Below are 19,482 nucleotides of genomic sequence, written 5' to 3' on the forward strand. Positions count from 1 at the left end.
CCGTTCCGCTTCGGGCCTTCGCGGTCCGGGCCGCCGGTTCGTCGCGTCGTCTCTGGCGGAGAGCGGTGAGCTCTGCACGCCATGGCAGGGCGCTCACCGTAGGACTCGCGGTCGCGCTCGTGCTGCTGCTGGCCTCTTCCGGCTACCTCGCCGTGCAGACCTACCACCGAGGGCAGGAGGAGCAGCGCCGCCAGGACATCGTGGCCGCGGCCCGGCAGACGGCGCTGAACTTCACGTCGCTGGACTACCGGCGTTACGACCGCGACAGCAAGAACGTACTGAAGGGCGCCACGGGTGACTTCAAGCGTCAGTTCAGAGGGCAGACCAAGGAACTGACGAAACTGGTCGCCGCCAACAAGTCGGTCTCCCAAGGACGGGTGATCGAGGCGGGGATCGCCAGGGCCGACGAGCGGTCCGCCCGCGTGCTGATCGTGGCCGACAGCAAGGTGACCAATACCGCCGTCAAGCAGGGCCAGGCCCGTAACTACCGGCTGCAGCTCGACCTCGTGCTCGAGGACGGCAGATGGCTGACCTCCGATGTCGAGTTCGTCGGCTGAGGCCCGCCCCGCCATGAACACGCGGCCCGCAACCCGTAACGCCAGTCAGGGAGAGTCATCGTGGTGAATCCGACGGTCAGAGGGCGCGAGGGCGCGGGCACCAAAGCCCGGCCGCGCGCCGTGGTGGCGGCCGCCCGCGCTGCGGCCAAGCGGGCCGAGAAGGCCCAGGGACCCGATGCCGCTGCAGCAGGGGAGGCATGGGAAAGCGGGATCGACGAGGAGAGGAGAGCTGAGCGGAAGGTCCACGGGAAGGAGCCGGCGGGAACAGCCGCGAAGCGGCAGCCCGATCGATCCGGAATCCCCGGGGCCGTACTCGCGGTGCTCGTCCTGGTGGGGCTGATCGCCACGACGCTGCTCGGGCCGGAGTACTACGACGCCGAACGGACCCGGCAGGCGCGAACCGGCGCCCTGGCTGCGGCCAAGAAGGCGGCACCGGTGATCCTCTCGTACGACCACCGGCACCTGGACCGGGATTTCGCGGCAGCGAGCGGGCACCTCACGGGTTCTTTCCGAAACAAGTACCGGAAGACGACCTCGACCGTGGTCATGCCGACGGCGAAGAAATACCGGGGTGTTGTCAAGGCGACGGTGGCGAAGCCCCCGTCCGGTAAGACTCCCGCGGCATCAGTGGTGTCGGCCTCGCCGGACCGCGTCGTCATCTTGCTGTTCATGAACCAGGTTTCGAAGAGCACTCAGGTCTCAGGCCCCCGGCTCGATCTCAACCGAGTACGGATGACCCTGGTCCGGGTCTCGGACAGCTGGAAAGTGAGCGCTGTCGACGCGCTGTAGGGGTGGCAGCGAAGCCCGCCGCACTCCCTTCAAGATCCTCGTCGGCCGTGCCCGCACCTGCAAGGCGGTGTCGTCGACGGTTGCGGCCCAGTTCAGCGGGTGTGCCACCATGTCGCCATGAACAGGGCCCGGGGGCGGTTGCGTACCGAGTTCCAGCGCGAAGGCGGCGCGGTGACGCCGTTGGAGCTGTTCTTCGACCTGGTGTTCGTGTTCGCGCTCACCGCGGTCACGGCGTTCATGTCCGAGGATCTCACCTGGCACGGGATGCTCCGCGGGGTGCTGATCTTCGGGCTGCTGTGGTGGAGTTGGGTCTGCTACGCGTGGGTGGGCAACGTGGCGCGTGCCGACGAGGGCGTCAGCCGGCTGGCGCTGTTCGCCGCGATGGCCGTGATGTTCGTCCTCGCGCTGAGCATCCCGGAGGCGTTCGACGACCTCTCCGGCGGACTGCACGGCCCGGTCGTCGTCGCGGTCTGCTACTTCCTCTTCCGCACCCTGCACCTGATGCTTTTCTGGATCTTCTCCGCCGATGACCCGGGTCTGCGCGGGCAGTTGCTGCGCTTCGCGCCCTCGATGCTCGCGGCGACCACTCTGCTGCTGATCGCGGCGGGTACCGACGGGCCGACGCAGACGGCGCTGTGGGCGGCGGCACTGGTGGCGGACTACCTGGGCAACTACCTGGGCGGGGCGCGGGGTTGGCGGCTCCGCTCGGCCAAGCACTTCGCCGAACGGCACGGCCTGATCCTCATCGTCGCGCTGGGCGAGTCGATCGTGGCCGTCGGTGTCGGGATGGCCGAGCTGCCGGTCTCGTGGCCGGTCGTGGCCGCCGCGGTACTGGGCCTGGTCCTGTCGGCGGCGCTGTGGTGGGCCTACTTCGACTTCACCGCGCTCGCGGCCGAGCGGGCGTTCGCCGGCACATCGGACGCCGACCGGCCCCGGCTGGCGCGCGACGCCTACAGCTATCTGCACCTGCCGCTGATCGCCGGTGTGGTGCTGCTCGCGCTGGGGCTGAAGAAGGTACTGAACTACGTGGGCGACCCCGTGCACCACGACCTCGCCGACCCGTTGAAGGGTGTCGGGCTCGCCGCGCTGGTCGGGGGCGTCTCGCTGTACCTGCTGGGGCACGTCGCGTTCACGTGGCGTGTCCTGCACGTCGTCAACGTGCAGCGCGCGGTGCTGGCTGTCGCGCTGCTGGCGATGATGGGCGTCGGGCCGCTCATTCCCGCGCTGGCCACCCTCGCGGTGCTCGCCGCCGCCATGGTCGGCCTGGTGGCGTTCGAGACCGGCCGCTTCGCCGAGGAACGCGACCGGATACGCCACGAACACTGAAGCCGCAGGGGACGGCCGCAAGAGGGTCGGCCTGCGCCTGGGCGGCGGGGGGCGGACGGCGAGCCGCGGACGGCGGGGCCGTCGTTGGGCCATCGTCGCAAGGCGCCCGGCATGCTTCCCCGGAGCGCCCCATGCCCCGGGCGACCAGCGATTCAGTCACGGGATGTCCGAGGTGTCCGGATCGGCGACACGGGTACCCCGCAAGCTGTGGCAGGGGCGCCGGATGGAAGTCGAGGCAGGCCTCGGAGGAGGTAGGCATGGAGCCCGCGGAAGAGACCGGGATGCAGTTCGGCATCTTCACCGTCGGCGACGTCACCCCCGATCCCACCACCGGCAGCACTCCCACCGAGGCGCAGCGCATCCGGAACACCCTGGCCATCGCCCGGAAGGCTGAGGAGGTGGGCCTGGATGTCTTCGCCACCGGGGAGCACCACAATCCGCCGTTCACGCCCTCGTCGCCGACGACCCTCCTGGGATACGTCGCCGCGCAGACCGAGCGGATCATCCTGTCGACCTCCACGACGCTGATCACCACGAACGATCCGGTCAAGATCGCCGAGGATTTCAGCGTGCTGCAGCACGTCTCCGGCGGCCGCTGTGACGTGATGCTGGGGCGGGGGAACATGGGCCCGGTCTATCCCTGGTTCGGACAGGACATCCGCCAGGCCGTACCGCTGACCGTGGAGCACTACCGTCTGCTGCGGCGGCTGTGGCGCGAGCAAGTGGTGGACTGGGAGGGGGAGTTCCGCACCCCGCTGCAGGGCTTCACCCTCGCGCCCCGCCCGCTGGACGGCGTGCCGCCCTTCGTCTGGCACGGCTCCATCCGTACGCCCGAGGTCGCGGAGCTGGCGGCCTACTACGGGGACGGATTCTTCGCCAACCACATCTTCTGGCCCGCTTCCCACACGCAGCGCATGGTGGAGCTCTACCGCCGCCGCTTCGAGTACTACGGCCACGGCTCCCGGGAAGCGGCGGTCGTCGGCCTCGGCGGACAGGTCTTCATGCGCCGCAACAGCCAGGACGCGGTCGAGGAGTTCCGGCCGTACTTCGACAACGCGCCCGTCTACGGGCACGGTCCGTCGCTGGAGGAGTTCACCTCCCAAACGCCGCTGACGGTCGGATCGCCTGCGCAGGTCATCGAGAAGACGCTGGCATTCCGCGAGTACGCAGGCGATTACCAGCGGCAGCTGTTCCTCGTCGACCACGCCGGGCTGCCTCAGAAGACGGTGCTCGAACAACTCGACCTGCTCGGCGAGGAGGTGGTGCCGGTGCTGCGCAAGGAGTTCGCCGCGCACCGGCCCGCCGGCGTGCCGGCGGCACCGACCCACGCCTCGCTGCTGCGGGCGCGGGAGGTCGGTCCGCCGGAAACGGGGACGGCGACAGGAACGGCGCCCACGGACGGATGAAGGAGCGAGCGCGACATGACCGAGCTGGCCATCATCAGCGGCGGCCTTCGCGAGCCGTCCTCGACCCGTCTGCTCGCCGACCGTATGGAGGCTGCCGTACGGGCGGAACTGGAGGCCCGCGGCAGCGCGGCCCGGTCCTCGTTCGTCGAACTGCGTCCCCTGGGCCGCGCCGTCATGGACGCGATGCTGACCGGCTTCCCCACGGAACCGCTGGAGGACGCCTTCGAGACCGTCGCCGGCGCGGACGGCGTCATCGCCGTGACGCCCGCCTTCAACGCTTCCTTCAGTGGGCTGTTCAAGTCGTTCTTCGACGTACTGCCGGAGGAGACCTTCTCGGACATGCCCGTCCTCATCGGGGCGACCGGCGGCACCGAACGCCACTCCCTCGTCCTGGAACACGCGCTGCGGCCGATGTTCTCCTACCTGCACGCGATCGTCTCGCCCCGCGGTGTCTACGCCGCCACAGACGACTTCGGCGCCCAGGCGGGAGACGCCCTCGGGCAGCGCGTGACCGCCGCGGCAACCGACTTCGCGCGCCTGGTCGAAGGATGCGGTGCCCGGCAGCGGCGCGACACCTTCACCGAGGAACTCACCACGATGGAACGGCTCCTCGGCAGCTCCTCCACCGACCCGGCGTAGAAGTCGCGCAAGCGGTGCTCGGTTCCCGGATCAGCCGGCTGGCCGCAGTCGGACGCAGCATCGGCCGGGGCTCGGCGCCAGGCATGCCTCAAGTCCGGAATCACCCAGCCCATGAAGCACTCCGCGCAGCAGGTGGAGGTTCATGCCGCACACCGTCTCGGTGTGCTCACATGCCAGCGCGTGGAAGTCGCATGCCGCGTCACTGGCGCGGGGTGAGCCGGGCGTTGGGCAGCTCCGGAGCCGGCAGCGTCTCGTCCCAGGCCGACGGAAAAGCGCCGAAGCGGCCCGTGTGCCCGCCCGCGCTGCCCTGGGTGCGGGCCCGCTCCTCCTGCCAGTGAGCGCGGTACTCGACGATCTCCTCGTGGCTGCGTCCGATGAAGTTCCACCACATGACGATCTGCTCCCCGAGCGGCTCGCCTCCGAGCAGCAGCACCCTCGCCGGCTCTGCCGCGGAGGCCCGCAGTTCGAGCTCGGAGGAGCCACAGGGCTGGTAGACAAGCCGGCCACGGGTGGCCGGGGAGCCGCAGACGGAAACCTCTCCGGTGTCGATGAGCACTCCGTGTTCGAACGCCGGGTCCACGGGAAGCTGCAGCCGTCCGCCGGCCGAGAGCGTGATCTCTGCCCCCACCAGCGGCGAGTACGTGGTGGCGGGAGACACGTGCCCGGCCAGCGCCCCCAGGAAGACCCGCAGGCCGGCGCCGCCGGACTCGATCCCGGGCGGTGCGTAGTGCTCGAAGTCGGGCCCGACGAACCGGTGTTCGTCCGGCAGGGCGACCCACAGCTGTGTGCCGTGCAACGTGCTCGTATCGGAGGTGGAGAACTCCGAATGTGCGATGCCGGACCCGGCGGTCATCAGGTTCAGCTCGCCGGAACGAACGATCGCATGTGCTCCGGTCGTGTCCCGGTGTTCGATCTCGCCCGTGAACAGCCACGACACGGTCTGCAGCCCGGTGTGCGGATGCCCGGGCACTCGCATGCCTCCGGTGACGCCGATGTCGTCCGGACCGAAGTGGTCGACGAAGCACCAGGCGCCGATCAACGAACGCTTCCGCTGCGGCAGCGTCCTGCACACCGTCATCGCCCGCGGGCCCCCCAGTGGGACGGCACGGGGCTGGAGGACCTGCCCGACCCGCCCCGAGGAGGTGTCGGTACACGTCAACTCGTCAGGGGCGGTCTCGAGATTGCTCATCGTGCCTCCAGTGAAGGACAGCGTGGTGGCCGCTCCGGGCGTCTCGGTTCGTCACCCCCATCCGAGCCCCGGCCCGTGGCCTCGACCGGAGCCCGGAGATCCGGGTCCTCCCCGGAGTTGAGGGTAGTCCGGTCGATCGCACCCGCCGTCGAGGAAGGGGAGAGCCAGCCGTCGAGCCGTATACGGGTAGGGGGTATATCCTCGCGGGTGCAGGCGCCTATGAGCCACACTCGACGGGAATGGGGTTGGACGGTCATGGACCACGCGGACCAGGGCGGAGAAGCATCCGGCCACGACCACACGGGGCACCTCGATCACGGTGATCAAGGCTCGGGGGACGCGACCTGGAGCACGGCCGCCAAGGCGACGCTGCACTGCCTGACCGGCTGCGCCATCGGCGAGATCCTCGGCATGGTCATCGGCACCGCCCTGCTGTGGAGCAATGTGCCGACCATGGTTCTGGCGATCACCCTGGCGTTCATCTTCGGCTACTCCTTCACACTGTTCGCGGTCCGCAGGGCCGGGCTGGGCCTGAAGGGCGCCATCAAGGTCGCGCTGACAGCCGACACGATCTCCATCGCGGTGATGGAGCTGATCGACAACCTCATCATCGCCCTGGTTCCCGGCGCGATCGACGCCCATCTGTCGGACCGTCTGTTCTGGTCCGCGCTGCTGGGCGGATTCGCTGTGGCCTTCGTGGTCACCACTCCGGTCAACAAGTGGATGATCGGCCGCGGGAAGGGCCACGCCGTCGTCCATGCCTATCACTGACCGGTGAGTGCCCCTCGCGGGTGCGCACGCGGCGCCGGGCGCAAACGGCCGGAGCAGCGAATACGGCAACGGCCTGCGGAGCGGAGGCCGCACACTCCCTGCCTCGCGGCTCGCTGACGCCGGAGCCGGGTGCGTCGCTGCGCGGGGCCGCACCCCCGTGGGTGCGGCCCCGGCTCGTCAGCTTCCGGTCATCGGCCGGAAGCGTCGCAGCCGCAGGCTGTTGCTGACCACGAAGACCGAGGAGAAGGCCATTGCCGCTCCGGCGATCATCGGGTTGAGCAGCCCGGCCGCGGCGAGCGGAAGAGCCGCGACGTTGTAGGCGAAGGCCCAGAAGAGGTTGGACTTGATGGTCGCCAGAGTGCGGCGGGAGAGGCGGATGGCGTCGGCCGCGGCCCGCAGGTCGCCCCGTACGAGGGTGAGGTCTCCCGCCTCGATCGCGGCGTCCGTCCCTGTGCCCATGGCCAGCCCGAGGTCGGACTGGGCGAGGGCCGCCGCGTCGTTGACGCCGTCGCCGACCATGGCCACCGAACGGCCCTCCCCCTGCAGGCGCTTGACTGCCTCCACCTTGTCCTCGGGCATGACCTCCGCGATGACGTCGTCAGCGGCGATTCCGACCTCGGCGGCGACCGCGTCAGCGACCGCGCGGTTGTCGCCGGTCAGCAGAACAGGGGTCAGACCGAGGGCGCGGAGGCGCCGTACGGCTTCGGCGCTGGTGTCCTTGACCGCGTCGGCGACCTCGAGGATGGCGCGTGCTTCGCCGTCCCAGGCGACCGTGATGACAGTGCGGCCTGCCCTCTCGGCCTCCGCCTTGGCCTCCTTGAGGTCCGTAGGGAGCTCGATCGCCCTCCCCCGCAGCCCTTCGGGCAGGTGAGATGCCCCCACCGTGAGCAGCTTCTCCCGGCCCACGAGTACGGCGTGACCTTCGACGATGCCCTGCACTCCGAGTCCGGGGTGGTTCGCGAAGTCCTCGGGAACCGGGAGGGTGCCGGCCTTCTCCGCGGCCCCGGTGGCGACGGCCTGGGCAATGGGGTGCTCCGAGGCGTGCTCCAGTGCCCCGGCCAGGCGCAGAACCTCGGCCTCGTCAACGCCCTCGGCCGTACGCACCTTCAGCAGGGTCATCTTGCCGGTGGTGACGGTGCCCGTCTTGTCCAGGACGATGGTGTCGGCCTTGCGGGTCGTCTCCAGCACTTCAGGCCCCTTGATGAGGATGCCGAGCTGGGCGCCGCGGCCGGTGCCGACCATCAGCGCCGTGGGTGTGGCCAGCCCGAGAGCGCACGGGCAGGCGATGATCAGAACAGCGACTGCTGCGGTGAAGGCCGCGGTCAGCCCGGCGCCGTTGCCCAGCCAGAAGCCGAGCGTTCCCAGGGCCAGGCCGATGACGACGGGGACGAAGACGGCGGAGATCTTGTCAGCCAGGCGCTGGGCGGCGGCTTTGCCGCTCTGGGCGTCCTCGACGAGCTTTGCCATCCTCGCGAGCTGGGTGTCCGCCCCGATCCTGGTGGCCTCGACGACGAGTCGTCCGCCGGCGTTGAGGGTGGCGCCGGTGACGGTGTCGCCGACGCGGACCTCCACGGGAACGGACTCTCCGGTGAGCATCGACGTGTCGACCGCGGAGGCACCTTCGATCACGGTGCCGTCCGTGGCGACCTTCTCCCCAGGACGTACGAGGAAACGGTCGCCCACGCTCAGGTCCTCGGTGCGGATCAGCTCCTCACGGGCGTCCCGGAGGACGGTGACTTCCCTGGCCCCCAGCTCCAGCAGCGCCTTCAGCGCCGCCCCGGCCCGTCGCTTGGAGCGCGACTCGAAGTAGCGCCCGGCGAGGATGAACGCGGTCACGCCTGCAGCGGCCTCGAGATAGATGTTGCCGGCACCGTCCGTACGAGCGATGGTCAGCTCGAACGGATGCGTCATGCCGGGCATGCCGGCGGTGCCGAAGAACAGCGCCCACAGCGACCACAAGAAGGCGGCGGAGGTGCCCACCGAGATCAGCGTGTCCATCGTGGCGGCGCCGTGCTTGGCGTTAGTCCATGCCGCCCGGTGGAAGGGCCATGCCGCATAGGTGACCACCGGCGCCGCGAAGGTGAGCGAGAGCCACTGCCAGTACTCGAACTGCAAGGCCGGCACCATCGCCATCGCGATGACCGGTACGGCCAGGGCGACCGCGGTGATCAGCCGGTGCCGCAGCGGTCGCAGCTCGTCCGCCTCCTCCCCGGCATGTTCTGCGTCAGCGGCCGCGCTCTCCGTACGAACGGGCGGGGGAAGCTCAGCCGTGTAGCCGGTCGCCTCGACCGTGGCGATCAGGTCCTCGACCGCGATGCCGTCGTCGTGCGTGACCTTGGCCTTCTCCGTGGCGTAGTTGACGGTGGCCTCGACCCCGTCCATGCGGTTGAGCTTCTTCTCGATGCGAGCGGCGCACGAGGCGCAGGTCATCCCGCCGATGGCGAGCTCTGTCTCGGCTGTCCGGGAAACCGCGGTGGTCATCACTGCTCCTCGGGCTGGAAGGGTTGAGGGCCCGGGGCCCGGCCTGACGTTCCACGGGCCGGGGCCGCACCCCTGTGGCGGCTGCCGCCGGCGGTACCGCAGAACGACATGGCTTCTCTCCTGGTGGTGCGATCGACCCGGGATTTATACCCTAGGGGGGTACTCCCCTCAGTGGTCCACATATACCCCCTCCCTGTATCTGGAAGCAAGCCGTCCGAGTCTTGGCAAGAATACCCTAGGGGGGTATATGTTTGGCCGTGCCGATACTCACGTCTGCACCGCGCCACAGGAGTAGCCATGCACACCGGAGTGAAGATCACCGCGTTCGCCGCAGCACTGGCGGTGTCATTCGGCGCCGCCTACGGCGTCGGCAAGGGCGTCGACCCCGTGACCTCGCCTGCCGAACCTGCGGCCCAAGCCCAAGCCCAAGCCCACAGTGGTCACGCAGCGGGTGCGTCGTCCAACGAGAACGGGCGAGGGGGCAGTTCGCCGGCCGGAGGGCTCCAGGTCTCCGAGGGCGGATACACCCTCGACCTGGAGACCACACAGCTCGAAGCCGGCAAGCAAGCGGACTTGCGCTTCGCCGTCCGGGACAGCAAGGGCCGGAAGGTCACGGGATTCAAGCGCGAACACGACAAGGAACTGCACCTGATCCTCGCCTCGCGTGACCTCACCACATTCCGCCACCTGCACCCGGCGCGGGCGGACGACGGCACGTGGAGCATCTCGGCCGAACTCCCCGAGGCAGGCGACTACCGGATGTTCGCCGACTTCACGCCCGCTGCCGAAGGCGCGGAGAACCTCACCCTCGGAGCGGACCTGCCCGTCGCCGGTGACTACGAACCGGGCGCGCCCGCCAAGCCCTCCCGCACCGCGGAGGTCGACGGATACACGGTGACCCTCGCCGGTCGCCTGCGCCCGGGGGCCGCGGAGGAAGTGAAGCTCAAGGTCACCAAGAAGGGCCGCGCGGTCAGGGATCTGCAGCCCTATCTGGGCGCGTACGGACACCTGGTGGCTCTGCGCGCCGGCGACCTCGCCTACCTCCACGTCCATCCCAACGGCGAACCCGGCGACGGCACCACGAAGCCCGGGCCGGAGATCTCCTTCACCGCGACGGCTCCGAGCGAGGGCACCTACCGTCTCTTCCTCGACTTCAAGCACGAAGGCAAGGTCCGCACGGCCGAGTTCACCCTCGGAGCCGGTCCAGTCGGCGATGCCCCGAAGGAGAAGCCCCCCGGAGACGAGGAAGGCGACAGCCACAAGCACTGAGCCGGGTTCTGCCCGGCAAGACGTCGACATGCCTGGGCACTTCGGCCGCAGACCTGACTCCGGTCTGCGGCCGACGTGCCACGTATTCGGCGGCAGACGAGCGGCAGACGGCGGCAGGCGGGCGGCGGATGACGAACGGGCGCAGTCGCCCGCACGTCATCCGCCGGCGCTCAGGCCGTTGCGGCCTGTGTCTCCTTCACCGGAGCGACCGTCAACTGGCCTGTGCGGTGCAGACCGAGCACCGCCAGCGCGCAGCCGCCTCCGACGCCGGCGAGAACCAGCCACGGAAGCGCCGGGGCCCCGGCAGCACGGGCGGCGTCCAGCGCCGCGCCTGTCAGGAGGTTTCCGAGGGTGATACCGATGCCGCAGATGGTGTTGTAGAGCCCGTAGTGCGTGGCGACATACCGGTCCTGTGACAGGGCGACGATCGTGTCCATCTCGAAGGGATAGGCAAGCATCGTTCCCAGAGCCAGCAGCAGCGCCGACATCAAGGGCGGCACAACGGCGAGGACCCAGCGTCCCGGCCCGTGGGCAGGCAGCGGGACGGCGGTCGCCGCCAGAAGCGGCAGAAACGCGGCTCCCAGACAGGTGAGCCCGGCCACCAACGACTTCCCGGTGCCCAGGTGTTCCTTGCACCAGGCGGTCAAGCGGGTCTGCCAGAGGATCGTGGACAAGCCGGAAGCAGCGAAGAGAAGCCCCACTCCAATTGTGTTGACCTCACTGTCTCCGGCGACTCGCCGCACCTCGAGCGGCAGCGCCAGATACATCTGGAAGGACAGCGCGTAGGAGCCGATCATCGCGACGGAGAACAGCCAGAACGGGCGGTTGGCCGCCACCGTGCGCCACTGGGAGAGCACCGACGCCGGCGACTTGTCCGGGTCCCGCGGGCCCGTCCGAGCAGGCAGAGCACGCATCTGCACCAACGCCAGGACAGCGAAGACGCCCGCCGCCACCAGGCACGTCAGGCGGAAGCTCACCCCGGTCAGCGCCACTCCGACCAAGGGCCCGAGTAGGATCCCGGCCTGGTAGAAGACGTTGAACAGTGCGAATCCCTCCACACGCCGTTCCCCGGCATCGAGTGCGAGATACGCGCGGACAGCGGGGTTGAACAGAGCCCCCGCCAGTCCCGTCGCCGCGGAGGCGGCGAGCAGGGCGGGCAGCGAGTCGACGAGTCCGAGTACGGCGAAGCCGACGATGCGAAGCATCAGACCAGCGATGATCATGGGCTTGTAGCCGAGGCGGTCGGCGAGTGTGCCGCCGAAGAGGAACATCCCCTGCTGGCTGAAGTTGCGTACGCCCAGGATCAAGCCGACCGTCCACGCGGCCAATCCCAGTGTTCCCGCCAGGTGTTGCGCCAGGTACGGCATCAGCATGTAGAAGCCGAGGTTGATGGTGAACTGATTCACCATCAACAGCTGCACGCTGCGCTCGAAGGAACGGACCTGAGCGATGGTCGCCTTCATCGGACCTCCTCCACTGTCTTGCTCTCGCCGTGATGTCCGTGTGCTTCGTCCTGTGCCGGTGGGCCGGACCTCTCGCCCGAGTCGAGGGGATCCGTCTCTTCGGGCGAGGCGGTCAAGGCGAGTGGATCGACCACGGCGGTGCATCGCGTCCAGCCGGTGACCTCCTTCTCGCCGGGACGCCCGATCACTTCTGGCTCCGCGGCCGGCGGTGAATCGAGCAGGCCGTGCGCTTCGCAGTAGCCGTCGTCGTAGACGGTGCCGAGATAACGCTGCGGCCCGTCGGGGAAGACGGCGGCGATACGCGTGGCTGCCGGAAGAGTGCGGGCCAGCCAGCCGGCGACGAGGGCGACCGCGCCGACACTCCAGCCGCCCGTTGCGTAGTGGGACGCGGCGAGTTGGCGGCATGTCCACACCGCCTCTGCAGGCGCCACCCAGTGCACCTCGCTGAAGTTGCCGTAAGCGACGTTACGGGGATAGATGCTCGAGCCCAGGCCTCGCATCAGCCGTGGGCGGGCCGGCAGACCGAAGATCGTCGAGCCGATGGTGTCCACCCCCACCAGCCGCAGTTCCGGGTAGAGCTGACGCAGAGCACGGGATACCCCGGCGGAGTGTCCGCCTGTGCCGACGCTGCACACCAGAACGTCGACATGGCCGAGTTCGGCAGCGAGTTCCAGCGCGAGTGGTGTGTAGGCGGCGGTGTTGTCGGGGTTGTTGTACTGGTCGGGACACCAGGAGCCGGGGTGCTGAGCCAGCAGCCGGGTCACGCGCTCGCGGCGTGCCTGTTGCCAGCCACCGGCCGGGTGGGGTTCGGAAACGACATCGACCTGGGCGCCGTAGGCGGTCAGCAACCGGGTCATGGACTGTTCCAGCCCCGGATCGGTGACCAGCGTGACTTCGTGGCCGTGGACCATGCCGGCCAGGGCGAGTCCCAGCCCGAGGGTCCCGCTGGTGGATTCGATGATCCGCCCGCCTGGGGGCAAGTCACCTCGGGCGCGTGCACGTTCGACCATGTGAAGGCCAGGGCGGTCCTTGATCCCGCCGGGGTTGAATCCTTCGAGCTTTGCCCAGAATCCGCGGTCGGCGGAGGCGAGGGGCTCGGAAACGCGCAGAAGCGGCGTATTGCCCACCAGGCCGGACATGCCGTGGGCAGTGCCGGGCCTGCCCGCGTCGGGGTAGGTGGGCGTAGTGGGGGTTGGCGAGTACATCATTTCGCTCTCTGTCGCTGTGAGTGATCCAGCAGGGCAGACTCATCTCGCGTGCGGACAACGGGAGTTGACTCCCGGCCGGACGCGGCGGCCGGATGACGGCCGCGTGGTGAAGGCTCAGATCCGCCACCGGCAGAGTCGGGAGAGGACATCCCGGCCACTCACCGCGGCCGGTGCCCCTTCTTGACGGTGTGGCGGCTCCCGCGAACGCGAAGGAGGCGGCACCGACGCGCTTGTTGCCGGCGGATCGGCGCCGGGCTCCAGCCGTGGCGGCACGAGAGCCGCACGGTGCTGGTCCAGCCGCTCGCAGACGGGGTCGTGACCGGAAGAGTTGTCGTGACCGGAAGAGTTGTCGTCCGTCGGAGCAGCCTCCGCGGGCGCGTTGCCGGTCGCCGGGACGTCGACCGCGGAGCTGCGCATCCCATGCCCGCGATCCGCCCCTGAGGCCGAATTCGGACAGGCGAAGCACAGCAGCAGAGCCGCGAGAAGGGCTCCGACGAGACCGTGCACGAAGAACCGTGACTGAGAACCGGCGAGGTGAGGGCGGAGAGAGGTGGTGGCTGCGTGCGTCACAGCACACCGGCCATGAGGGGGGTGCGACATGATGCTCCGTAATCCAGGCCGCGCAATGGGAGTCGGGTACGTCGGCAGGCAGAACAGTTCGACGGCAGACAGTGCCGCTCACGCCGATGGACAGAGGCTCCTCGCCTTGTCAGACGCAAGGCGACCGGTTTGAGCGGGCACAGGAACCGACCGCATTCGTACGGTCACGAAGCGTTGCACCGCGCGGGCGCACGAGGCCGGGGCCCCTGACGGTCGGTTGAATGACGCCGGCTTAAATCCGGAGAATCGACGGATCTCTTGCGGGAGTCTGCGCAGGACCGGTGTTGACCGGACGCGCGATCGAGCCGGCTGAACTGGCCGCGGGCGGAGCAACGGGGAGCGGAGTCGCACAGGGTGCTGACAGGTCAGTGTTCTGCTGTGGCTTGACCGTCAGACAATCCTGCTCCCCGTGATCACCCTCTCCGTGATGTCCGGTGCCGGGCTGATGGTGATCCTCGGAATGCGCGTCGGACGCCTCGGCCGAGGAAGCCTGTTCGTCGGCGTGCGCTGGAGCTGCGGCCGGCGCAACGGAGTTGACGGCCGCATGGGCGGCGACGCTTTCACCACTCAAGCCGTGCGTGTAGAGCAGGCCCAGCAGAAGCGCCGCCAGCCACACCAGGTACAGCGGACCCGCTGAAGAAGAGCGGGGCCGCAGCACTCCGGGAGTCCGCCGGGCCGTGACCATGTCGTGATCGTAACCGGAGTCCATCGCCGCCCGCACAAGACTCGTCTTGAGGGGAGTGGAACAGGCCATGCGTCAACTGCTGCGCAACGGCAGTCGGCCGCCTCCGATCGATGATTACCCTAGGGGGGTATGGCAGCCCTGTACTGGAGGGCGAACGCGCCCTCGATGCCCGGCGGCACACCTGGAAACTACAGCGGGGAGTCACGTGCGTACTGAGAGGCTTCCGCCGTGCTCCCGCCCATACCTCCCGGTACGGCCCCCGGGTATAGTCGACTGAGGCCCGGAGCGTGCCGGAGGGTGAAGTCGATGGTCAGTTACAGCAACCACAAGGACGAGGTCTCGAAGCGACTTCGCCGGATCGAGGGCCAGGTCCGCGGGCTGCAGCGCATGGTCGAGTCCGACACGTACTGCATCGATGTCCTCACTCAGGTCTCGGCCACCACGCGGGCACTGCAGTCCTTCGCCCTGCAGCTTCTGGAAGAGCATCTCGCGACCTGCGTCAGCGGAGCCGTCGCCGAGGGCGGCGAAGAAGCAACGGTCAAACTGAAGGAAGCCAACGAGGCCATCGCCCGGCTGGTTCGCTCCTGATCCAGCGGATTCACTCCGGTGAGTCCGGGGATGCCGCGCTCCAGGTGATCCGAGGTGGAGTGACGCGGGCACACAACGGCGCACCGCACGCATCCGTCAATCCGAGCCGCCCGACCAGCAGTCCGTCGCGCGCCGCAGCGGCCAGGATGTCGTCGGGGACGGCGTCGAGGATGAGCTTGGCGCGGCGGAACATCTCGAACGCACCGTCGTCGTCGACCATGCCCCACGACAGGTACACAAACCGGTCTCCCGGGCGACCTTGGACGTAGGGGCCCCGCACATCGGTGCCGGACTCGGCAGGCACCACGGTGACCTCGAGTGTCCACTGCACCCGGTCCGCGTTTCCCGGCTGCACACCGAGCAGTTCGCCGGGCCGGTTGCGGCGTTGCACAGCTACGTGAACGTTCCGGTACCGCGGACTGTCCGTACCGGGCAGGCAGATCAGACCTGGCAGGTCGACGGCCTCGATACGGATCTGCATGGGCTCATCATCCCCTCCCCCGAAAACTCCGGATCCGCGGGTGCGATCCTTCGCGCGGCCGGTGCGGAGTCGCTCCCCAGGCCCACTTGCGAGCGCATCGCACCTGGTCACAGAGCGTATGACGGCTGTAGCCGCAATGGAATCGCTGTGTCACGGTGAGCGTCATGGCGGGGAATCGGCACAACCACGGACACGATCACCACCACGATCACCAGCACGGTCATGGCATTGGGGATGCGGGCGCCGGGCGAGGGAACGACCCGCGAGCCTCCCTCCTGGCTCGTGTACGGCATCGGGTTCGGCACCTGGTGACTCCACACGGCCATGAGGCAGCGGACAAGGTCGACGCGGCCATGGAGACCTCGCGGGAGGGAATGCGCACACTGTGGCTCTCCCTGCTCGTCCTTGGGGCGACCACCGTCGTTCAGGGATTGATCGTCGCTGTGTCGGGGTCGGTGGCCTTGTTGGGGGACACGATCCACAACGCAGCCGACGCTCTGACCGCGGTGCCGCTCGGGATCGCGTTCGTGCTCGGGCGGCGAGCTGCCAACCGCCGCTACACCTACGGCTATGGCCGCGCAGAGGATCTGGCCGGCATCGTCATCGTCGCGACGATCGCGGCGTCCGCGGCGCTGGCCGCCTACGCGGCCGTCGACCGGCTGCTCAACCCCCGTGACATCACGCACGTTTGGGCGGTGGCCACGGCTGCGATGGCCGGTTTCGCCGGCAACGAGTGGGTGGCCCGCTACCGCATTCGCACTGGCCGGCGGATCGGCTCCGCCGCTCTGGTCGCTGACGGCCTGCACGCTCGCACCGACGGCTTCACCTCACTCGCGGTCCTCCTCGGCGCGGGCGGAGCCGCGATCGGCTGGCGGGCCGCCGACCCGATCGTCGGCCTGCTGATCACCGTCGCCATCTTGCTGGTTCTCAAGGACGCCGCCCGCGAGGTCTGCCGGCGGCTGATGGACTCCGTCGACCCTCAACTCGTCGAGACCGCCGAAACCGCCCTGCGCGGCGTGGACGGGGTCCGGGGCATCGGGCAAGTGCGGATGCGCTGGATCGGCCACGCCCTCCGCGCCGAGGCCGACATCGTCCTCGACCCGCACCTGACCGTCGTCCAGGCCCACCGGCTGGCCGTCGCGGCCGAGCACGCCCTGATCCACGCCGTCCCCCGTCTGACCGCCGCGACGGTCCACACCGACCACACCTTCTCTCGCGGCGCCGACCCGCACGAGGACCTGGCACACCACGGCAACCGACCGGAACACCCGGCACCGGCGGAACGAGGCGCTGTCCGCGGCAGATGACACGAGCAGCGTCGTGACGAACTCCGCCGGCGACTCCCCGAACAGGTCCAGGCGATCGGCGAGGCGATCAGCCGCGAACCTCGCTTCGAAGAAGTCCCCGTCCAGGACACGCGAGCGCAGATGCTGCCCGACGGCGGCCCTGGTGGACGCCCTGCTGTCGGCGGCAGCGAACCGCTCGGGCATGTCCGATTCTTTCAAGACTGACGCGATCCCCCTGATTACGCTGCGGCGCAGGAGTTCAGACATCGGCTTGATTTTCCGGCCGGGTCAGCCGGGATACGGCCGTCGCCTTCGACTTGGCGGAGCGCTCGCCCCGGACATCTGAAGCGGCGTCAAGGACCGGTCACCTGAGGAGGAACGTTGCGTATCGGAATCGGACTGCCAGCCGCGGTACCGGGGGCGGACGCCGAGTCGATCGGGGAATGGGCGGCCGAAAGCGAGCAGCGTGGCTTTCGTTCGCTGAGCGTGATCGACCGGTTGGTGTACGACAACTTGGACCCGCTGGTGGCACTGTCCGCCGCGGCGACCCGTACCGAACGCGTCGAGCTGCTGACCACCGTGCTCAATGCCGGCTACCGCCGCAACCCCGTCGTCCTGGCCAAGCAGATCGACTCGGTCGAACGGCTTTCCGCGGGACGGCTGACCGTGGGGCTGGGCATGGGCGGCTGGCCCGAGGACTACGCGGCAAGCGACGTGTCGTTGAAGGGACGGGGTGCCGCGTTCGAGGCCACCCTGGCGAGGATGCGCGAAGTGTGGCGCGGCGAAGTGGCCGGCGCCTCCGGGCCGGTCCCCGCACTCCCCCACGGGCGCCCGGGACTGCTGCTCGCCGGAGTCGTGACCGCCGGATTCGCCCGGGCAGCCGCCCTCTCCGACGGCTGGGTGGCCCCGGCGTTCGGGCTGGAGCTGCTGAAGGAAGGCGTCGACGTCGTACGCCGGGAATGGGCCCGAGCAGGACGACCCGGACGACCACGGGTAATAGTCGAGCGTTACTTCTGTCTCGGCACCGGCGCGGCGAAGACCGCCGAAACGTATGTGGAGCACTACTACGGGGCCGAGTCCTTCCCTCAGGTCCGTTCCGACGTCATGACGGACGGGGACCGTCTGCGCGAAGAGACCGGCCGCCTCGCCGAGGCCGGGGCTGACGATCTGGTGCTGTTCCCGTGCTCGGGGGAGCCCGAGCAGATCGGTCTGCTGGCCGACGCCCTCGACGAGACCGGCTGGGGAACGGAGGTGCCCCGATGACCTCGAATCAAGCCTCAAGTGAGGAATCGGACCTCACTGAGCTGGTCAACGTCGGCCGATCCGTGGCCTGTTACTTCGAACGCGTCGGCATCACCAGGATCGCGCAGTTGGCGGACCAGGACCCGATCGAGCTGTACGAGCGGATGTCGGCCGCCTTCGGCGAGCGGCTCGACCCATGCCTGCTCGACACCGTCATGTCCGCAGTAGATCAGGCCGAAGGGCGGCCGGCCCGCCCTTGGTGGCACTACACCCCCGCGCGCAAACGACTGCTGGGATGACGGACGGAACCACGTGCAGATGGGACCACCGCGCGTGAAGAGCCGGACTCGGTCTCGCGGAGTCCGGCTCTTCGTCGTTGTTCACGACCTCGGCGGCCGGAAACAACGACGGGGCGCGGCGGCCCCCTTGTTCACTATGACGCGGAGGGTCTTTCCCGGTGATTCACCGCCACCGTCACCGTCGCCGCTTTTCCGAGTACGCAACGGTCACATGGAATCCGCTGTCTGTCAGCACGCCTTGCGAGTTGAATGTCTGAATGAACAGACAGTTGTCGGTGCCGATCCGGCCCACGACGTTGATTTCACCGGGATTCGGTTCGCCGGCGTTGCCGGGAAGCCCGATTGTCGCGTTGTAGGTGCCGTTGGTGATCCGTACGTCGAAGCAGACCTGGTAGGTGCCGGCTTCCGTACCGACCCTGCTGGCCGACGCGGCACCGAAGCTCTGCCCGCGGACGAGGGTCGCGTCGTCCCTCACCACGGCCCGCACGATCTTCTGGTGCTTCTTCGCACCGTGGCCGCCAAGTCCCTTTGCTTTGGCGGGTGTTTTCGCGGGTGCTGTCGAGTTCGCCTTGCTCGGCGGGACTGGCTTTCCGTCGTGAATGCTGCTCTGGGCGACCGCGGGCGAGGCGACGAGAACGCCGGCGATCATGGTTCCGGCCACCGCCGAAACACCTCTTGCGGCCCAAGTGATGCGCTGGGAGCGTCGTGAATCCCTTACCTTGAATTCCATTCCTGCACTCCTGTTGTGTGCGTGCGAGTGTCACTCAGAAAAGGCGAGAGTGGCCTTCTTCAGGCTGCCGTCTTCGCGACTCATGCATGAAATTCCGGAAAACGGCGCCTGGAATCATGCGGGATTTATTGAAGACCTTCAAATCGACGGCAGCCTGTTTCCAGATTGACGATGCCACGGGCGGCGTACTCCAGTTCACACGAATATGATTTGTCACCCGCGCGAGCCATTGAAATGCACCGAATGGGCAGCACGACCGGCCGTCTCTCCAGGCAGGACGGTGGGCGCGCAGGCGTGGTCAGCCGGCACGCGGTCCTCACGCGCCCCACGCCGAGCCGGTGACTGCGGGCATCTGTCTCTGCGAGCAGGGCCTGTCACGTTCCTGACCGGCTACCGGTGAGGCCGAGGGCGTATCCGCAAAGTAGCGTCGTCCTCCCCCTGGGCCTTCGGCCCGGGAGGCGAGAGCGCTGGGG

The 19,482-nt window shown here is 68.8% G+C and carries 19 protein-coding genes and 1 pseudogene; 13 read left to right on the forward strand and 7 right to left on the reverse strand.

The window, feature by feature from the left end; translation table 11 throughout:
* The first annotated feature begins 65 nt into the window (after positions 1–65).
* The 5 genes from ACSMXX_RS08890 to ACSMXX_RS08910 all read left to right on the forward strand — a co-directional run bounded on the left by ACSMXX_RS08890 (position 66) and on the right by ACSMXX_RS08910 (position 4,717).
* Positions 66–557: a hypothetical protein gene (locus ACSMXX_RS08890; protein WP_473183487.1), complete on the forward strand. Its 492-nt coding sequence runs from the start codon at positions 66–68 to the stop codon at positions 555–557.
* A gap of 60 nt (positions 558–617) precedes the next feature.
* Positions 618–1,346 carry a hypothetical protein gene (locus ACSMXX_RS08895; protein WP_473183488.1) on the forward strand — a complete coding sequence of 243 codons (729 nt, stop codon included), beginning with the start codon at positions 618–620 and terminating at the stop codon, positions 1,344–1,346.
* 117 nt (positions 1,347–1,463) lie between these two features.
* Complete coding sequence (locus ACSMXX_RS08900) at positions 1,464–2,672, forward strand: low temperature requirement protein A (RefSeq protein ID WP_473183489.1); 1,209 nt, start codon at positions 1,464–1,466, stop codon at positions 2,670–2,672.
* A gap of 281 nt (positions 2,673–2,953) precedes the next feature.
* On the forward strand, positions 2,954–4,078 hold the full coding sequence (locus ACSMXX_RS08905) for an LLM class flavin-dependent oxidoreductase (protein WP_473184703.1): 1,125 nt from the start codon (positions 2,954–2,956) through the stop codon (positions 4,076–4,078).
* Between the two features lie 15 nt (positions 4,079–4,093).
* Entirely contained in the window at positions 4,094–4,717 is a 624-nt protein-coding gene (locus tag ACSMXX_RS08910; protein WP_473183490.1) for a CE1759 family FMN reductase, read from the forward strand.
* Between the two features lie 30 nt (positions 4,718–4,747).
* Here the strand turns inward: ACSMXX_RS08910 and ACSMXX_RS08915 are convergent.
* A pseudogene (locus ACSMXX_RS08915) lies at positions 4,748–4,909 on the reverse strand (transcriptional regulator); the annotation flags it as partial.
* 7 nt (positions 4,910–4,916) lie between these two features.
* On the reverse strand, positions 4,917–5,906 hold the full coding sequence (locus tag ACSMXX_RS08920) for a pirin family protein (RefSeq protein WP_473183491.1): 990 nt from the start codon (positions 5,904–5,906) through the stop codon (positions 4,917–4,919).
* A gap of 255 nt (positions 5,907–6,161) precedes the next feature.
* On the opposite strand from ACSMXX_RS08920, the gene ACSMXX_RS08925 reads away from it, so the two are divergent.
* Positions 6,162–6,677, forward strand: a complete 516-nt coding sequence (locus ACSMXX_RS08925; RefSeq protein WP_473183492.1) for a DUF4396 domain-containing protein — start codon at positions 6,162–6,164, stop codon at positions 6,675–6,677.
* Between the two features lie 177 nt (positions 6,678–6,854).
* On the opposite strand, the gene ACSMXX_RS08930 is transcribed toward ACSMXX_RS08925, so the two are convergent.
* Positions 6,855–9,158, reverse strand: coding sequence for a heavy metal translocating P-type ATPase (locus tag ACSMXX_RS08930; RefSeq protein WP_473183493.1), 2,304 nt, complete (start codon positions 9,156–9,158; stop codon positions 6,855–6,857).
* 297 nt (positions 9,159–9,455) lie between these two features.
* Between ACSMXX_RS08930 and ACSMXX_RS08935 the strand changes: the two genes are divergently transcribed.
* The gene (locus ACSMXX_RS08935) at positions 9,456–10,427 is read left to right on the forward strand and encodes a hypothetical protein (protein ID WP_473183494.1); all 972 of its coding nucleotides are present in this window, start codon (positions 9,456–9,458) and stop codon (positions 10,425–10,427) included.
* A gap of 170 nt (positions 10,428–10,597) precedes the next feature.
* Here the strand turns inward: ACSMXX_RS08935 and ACSMXX_RS08940 are convergent, their stop codons facing one another.
* Both ACSMXX_RS08940 and ACSMXX_RS08945 read right to left on the reverse strand, forming a co-directional pair.
* A complete protein-coding gene (locus ACSMXX_RS08940; protein ID WP_473183495.1) occupies positions 10,598–11,890 on the reverse strand; it encodes an MFS transporter in 1,293 nt (430 codons plus the stop codon).
* Positions 11,887–13,029: a PLP-dependent cysteine synthase family protein gene (locus tag ACSMXX_RS08945; protein WP_473184704.1), complete on the reverse strand. Its 1,143-nt coding sequence runs from the start codon at positions 13,027–13,029 to the stop codon at positions 11,887–11,889. Before ACSMXX_RS08945 ends, ACSMXX_RS08940 begins: the two co-directional genes overlap by 4 nt.
* A 1,078-nt stretch (positions 13,030–14,107) precedes the next feature.
* On the opposite strand from ACSMXX_RS08945, the gene ACSMXX_RS08950 reads away from it, so the two are divergent.
* Both ACSMXX_RS08950 and ACSMXX_RS08955 read left to right on the forward strand, forming a co-directional pair.
* Positions 14,108–14,335 carry a hypothetical protein gene (locus ACSMXX_RS08950; protein ID WP_473183496.1) on the forward strand — a complete coding sequence of 76 codons (228 nt, stop codon included), beginning with the start codon at positions 14,108–14,110 and terminating at the stop codon, positions 14,333–14,335.
* Positions 14,336–14,656: 321 nt separating this feature from the next.
* Positions 14,657–14,971 carry a metal-sensitive transcriptional regulator gene (locus ACSMXX_RS08955; RefSeq protein WP_473184705.1) on the forward strand — a complete coding sequence of 105 codons (315 nt, stop codon included), beginning with the start codon at positions 14,657–14,659 and terminating at the stop codon, positions 14,969–14,971.
* Positions 14,972–14,981: 10 nt separating this feature from the next.
* On the opposite strand, the gene ACSMXX_RS08960 is transcribed toward ACSMXX_RS08955, so the two are convergent.
* Positions 14,982–15,452 (reverse strand): DUF5990 family protein, encoded by a 471-nt coding sequence (locus ACSMXX_RS08960; protein WP_473183497.1) that lies wholly within the window; start codon positions 15,450–15,452, stop codon positions 14,982–14,984.
* A gap of 164 nt (positions 15,453–15,616) precedes the next feature.
* Between ACSMXX_RS08960 and ACSMXX_RS08965 the strand changes: the two genes are divergently transcribed.
* The 3 genes from ACSMXX_RS08965 (at position 15,617) to ACSMXX_RS08975 (ending at position 18,279) form a co-directional block, all read left to right on the forward strand.
* Complete coding sequence (locus ACSMXX_RS08965) at positions 15,617–16,759, forward strand: cation diffusion facilitator family transporter (protein ID WP_473183498.1); 1,143 nt, start codon at positions 15,617–15,619, stop codon at positions 16,757–16,759.
* Positions 16,760–17,119: 360 nt separating this feature from the next.
* The gene (locus tag ACSMXX_RS08970; RefSeq protein ID WP_473183499.1) at positions 17,120–18,001 is read left to right on the forward strand and encodes an LLM class flavin-dependent oxidoreductase; all 882 of its coding nucleotides are present in this window, start codon (positions 17,120–17,122) and stop codon (positions 17,999–18,001) included.
* Entirely contained in the window at positions 17,998–18,279 is a 282-nt protein-coding gene (locus ACSMXX_RS08975; RefSeq protein WP_473183500.1) for a helix-hairpin-helix domain-containing protein, read from the forward strand. The genes ACSMXX_RS08970 and ACSMXX_RS08975 overlap by 4 nt, the downstream gene beginning before the upstream one ends.
* A gap of 175 nt (positions 18,280–18,454) precedes the next feature.
* Here ACSMXX_RS08975 and ACSMXX_RS08980 read toward each other — a convergent pair whose 3' ends face one another.
* Positions 18,455–18,940: a hypothetical protein gene (locus ACSMXX_RS08980; RefSeq protein WP_473183501.1), complete on the reverse strand. Its 486-nt coding sequence runs from the start codon at positions 18,938–18,940 to the stop codon at positions 18,455–18,457.
* Between ACSMXX_RS08980 and ACSMXX_RS08985 the strand changes: the two genes are divergently transcribed.
* Positions 18,927–19,178 (forward strand): hypothetical protein, encoded by a 252-nt coding sequence (locus ACSMXX_RS08985; RefSeq protein ID WP_473183502.1) that lies wholly within the window; start codon positions 18,927–18,929, stop codon positions 19,176–19,178. The two genes, ACSMXX_RS08980 and ACSMXX_RS08985, sit on opposite strands and share 14 nt — an antisense overlap.
* The last annotated feature ends 304 nt before the right edge of the window (positions 19,179–19,482 follow it).

It is taken from the genome of Streptomyces sp. DSM 116795, from assembly GCF_055792905.1.

Excerpts from the sequence above, each read along its gene's own strand:
- ACSMXX_RS08900 (WP_473183489.1), top strand. The coding sequence starts at position 1,464 with ATGAACAGGGCCCGGGGGCGGTTGCGTACCGAGTTCCAGCGCGAAGGC.
- ACSMXX_RS08905 (WP_473184703.1), top strand. The coding sequence starts at position 2,954 with ATGCAGTTCGGCATCTTCACCGTCGGCGACGTCACCCCCGATCCCACC.
- ACSMXX_RS08910 (WP_473183490.1), top strand. The coding sequence starts at position 4,094 with ATGACCGAGCTGGCCATCATCAGCGGCGGCCTTCGCGAGCCGTCCTCG.
- ACSMXX_RS08920 (WP_473183491.1), bottom strand. The coding sequence starts at position 5,906 with ATGAGCAATCTCGAGACCGCCCCTGACGAGTTGACGTGTACCGACACC.
- ACSMXX_RS08925 (WP_473183492.1), top strand. The coding sequence starts at position 6,162 with ATGGACCACGCGGACCAGGGCGGAGAAGCATCCGGCCACGACCACACG.
- ACSMXX_RS08930 (WP_473183493.1), bottom strand. The coding sequence starts at position 9,158 with ATGACCACCGCGGTTTCCCGGACAGCCGAGACAGAGCTCGCCATCGGC.
- ACSMXX_RS08935 (WP_473183494.1), top strand. The coding sequence starts at position 9,456 with ATGCACACCGGAGTGAAGATCACCGCGTTCGCCGCAGCACTGGCGGTG.
- ACSMXX_RS08940 (WP_473183495.1), bottom strand. The coding sequence starts at position 11,890 with ATGAAGGCGACCATCGCTCAGGTCCGTTCCTTCGAGCGCAGCGTGCAG.
- ACSMXX_RS08945 (WP_473184704.1), bottom strand. The coding sequence starts at position 13,029 with ATGTCCGGCCTGGTGGGCAATACGCCGCTTCTGCGCGTTTCCGAGCCC.
- ACSMXX_RS08960 (WP_473183497.1), bottom strand. The coding sequence starts at position 15,452 with ATGCAGATCCGTATCGAGGCCGTCGACCTGCCAGGTCTGATCTGCCTG.
- ACSMXX_RS08965 (WP_473183498.1), top strand. The coding sequence starts at position 15,617 with ATGGCGGGGAATCGGCACAACCACGGACACGATCACCACCACGATCAC.
- ACSMXX_RS08975 (WP_473183500.1), top strand. The coding sequence starts at position 17,998 with ATGACCTCGAATCAAGCCTCAAGTGAGGAATCGGACCTCACTGAGCTG.
- ACSMXX_RS08985 (WP_473183502.1), top strand. The coding sequence starts at position 18,927 with ATGGTTCCGGCCACCGCCGAAACACCTCTTGCGGCCCAAGTGATGCGC.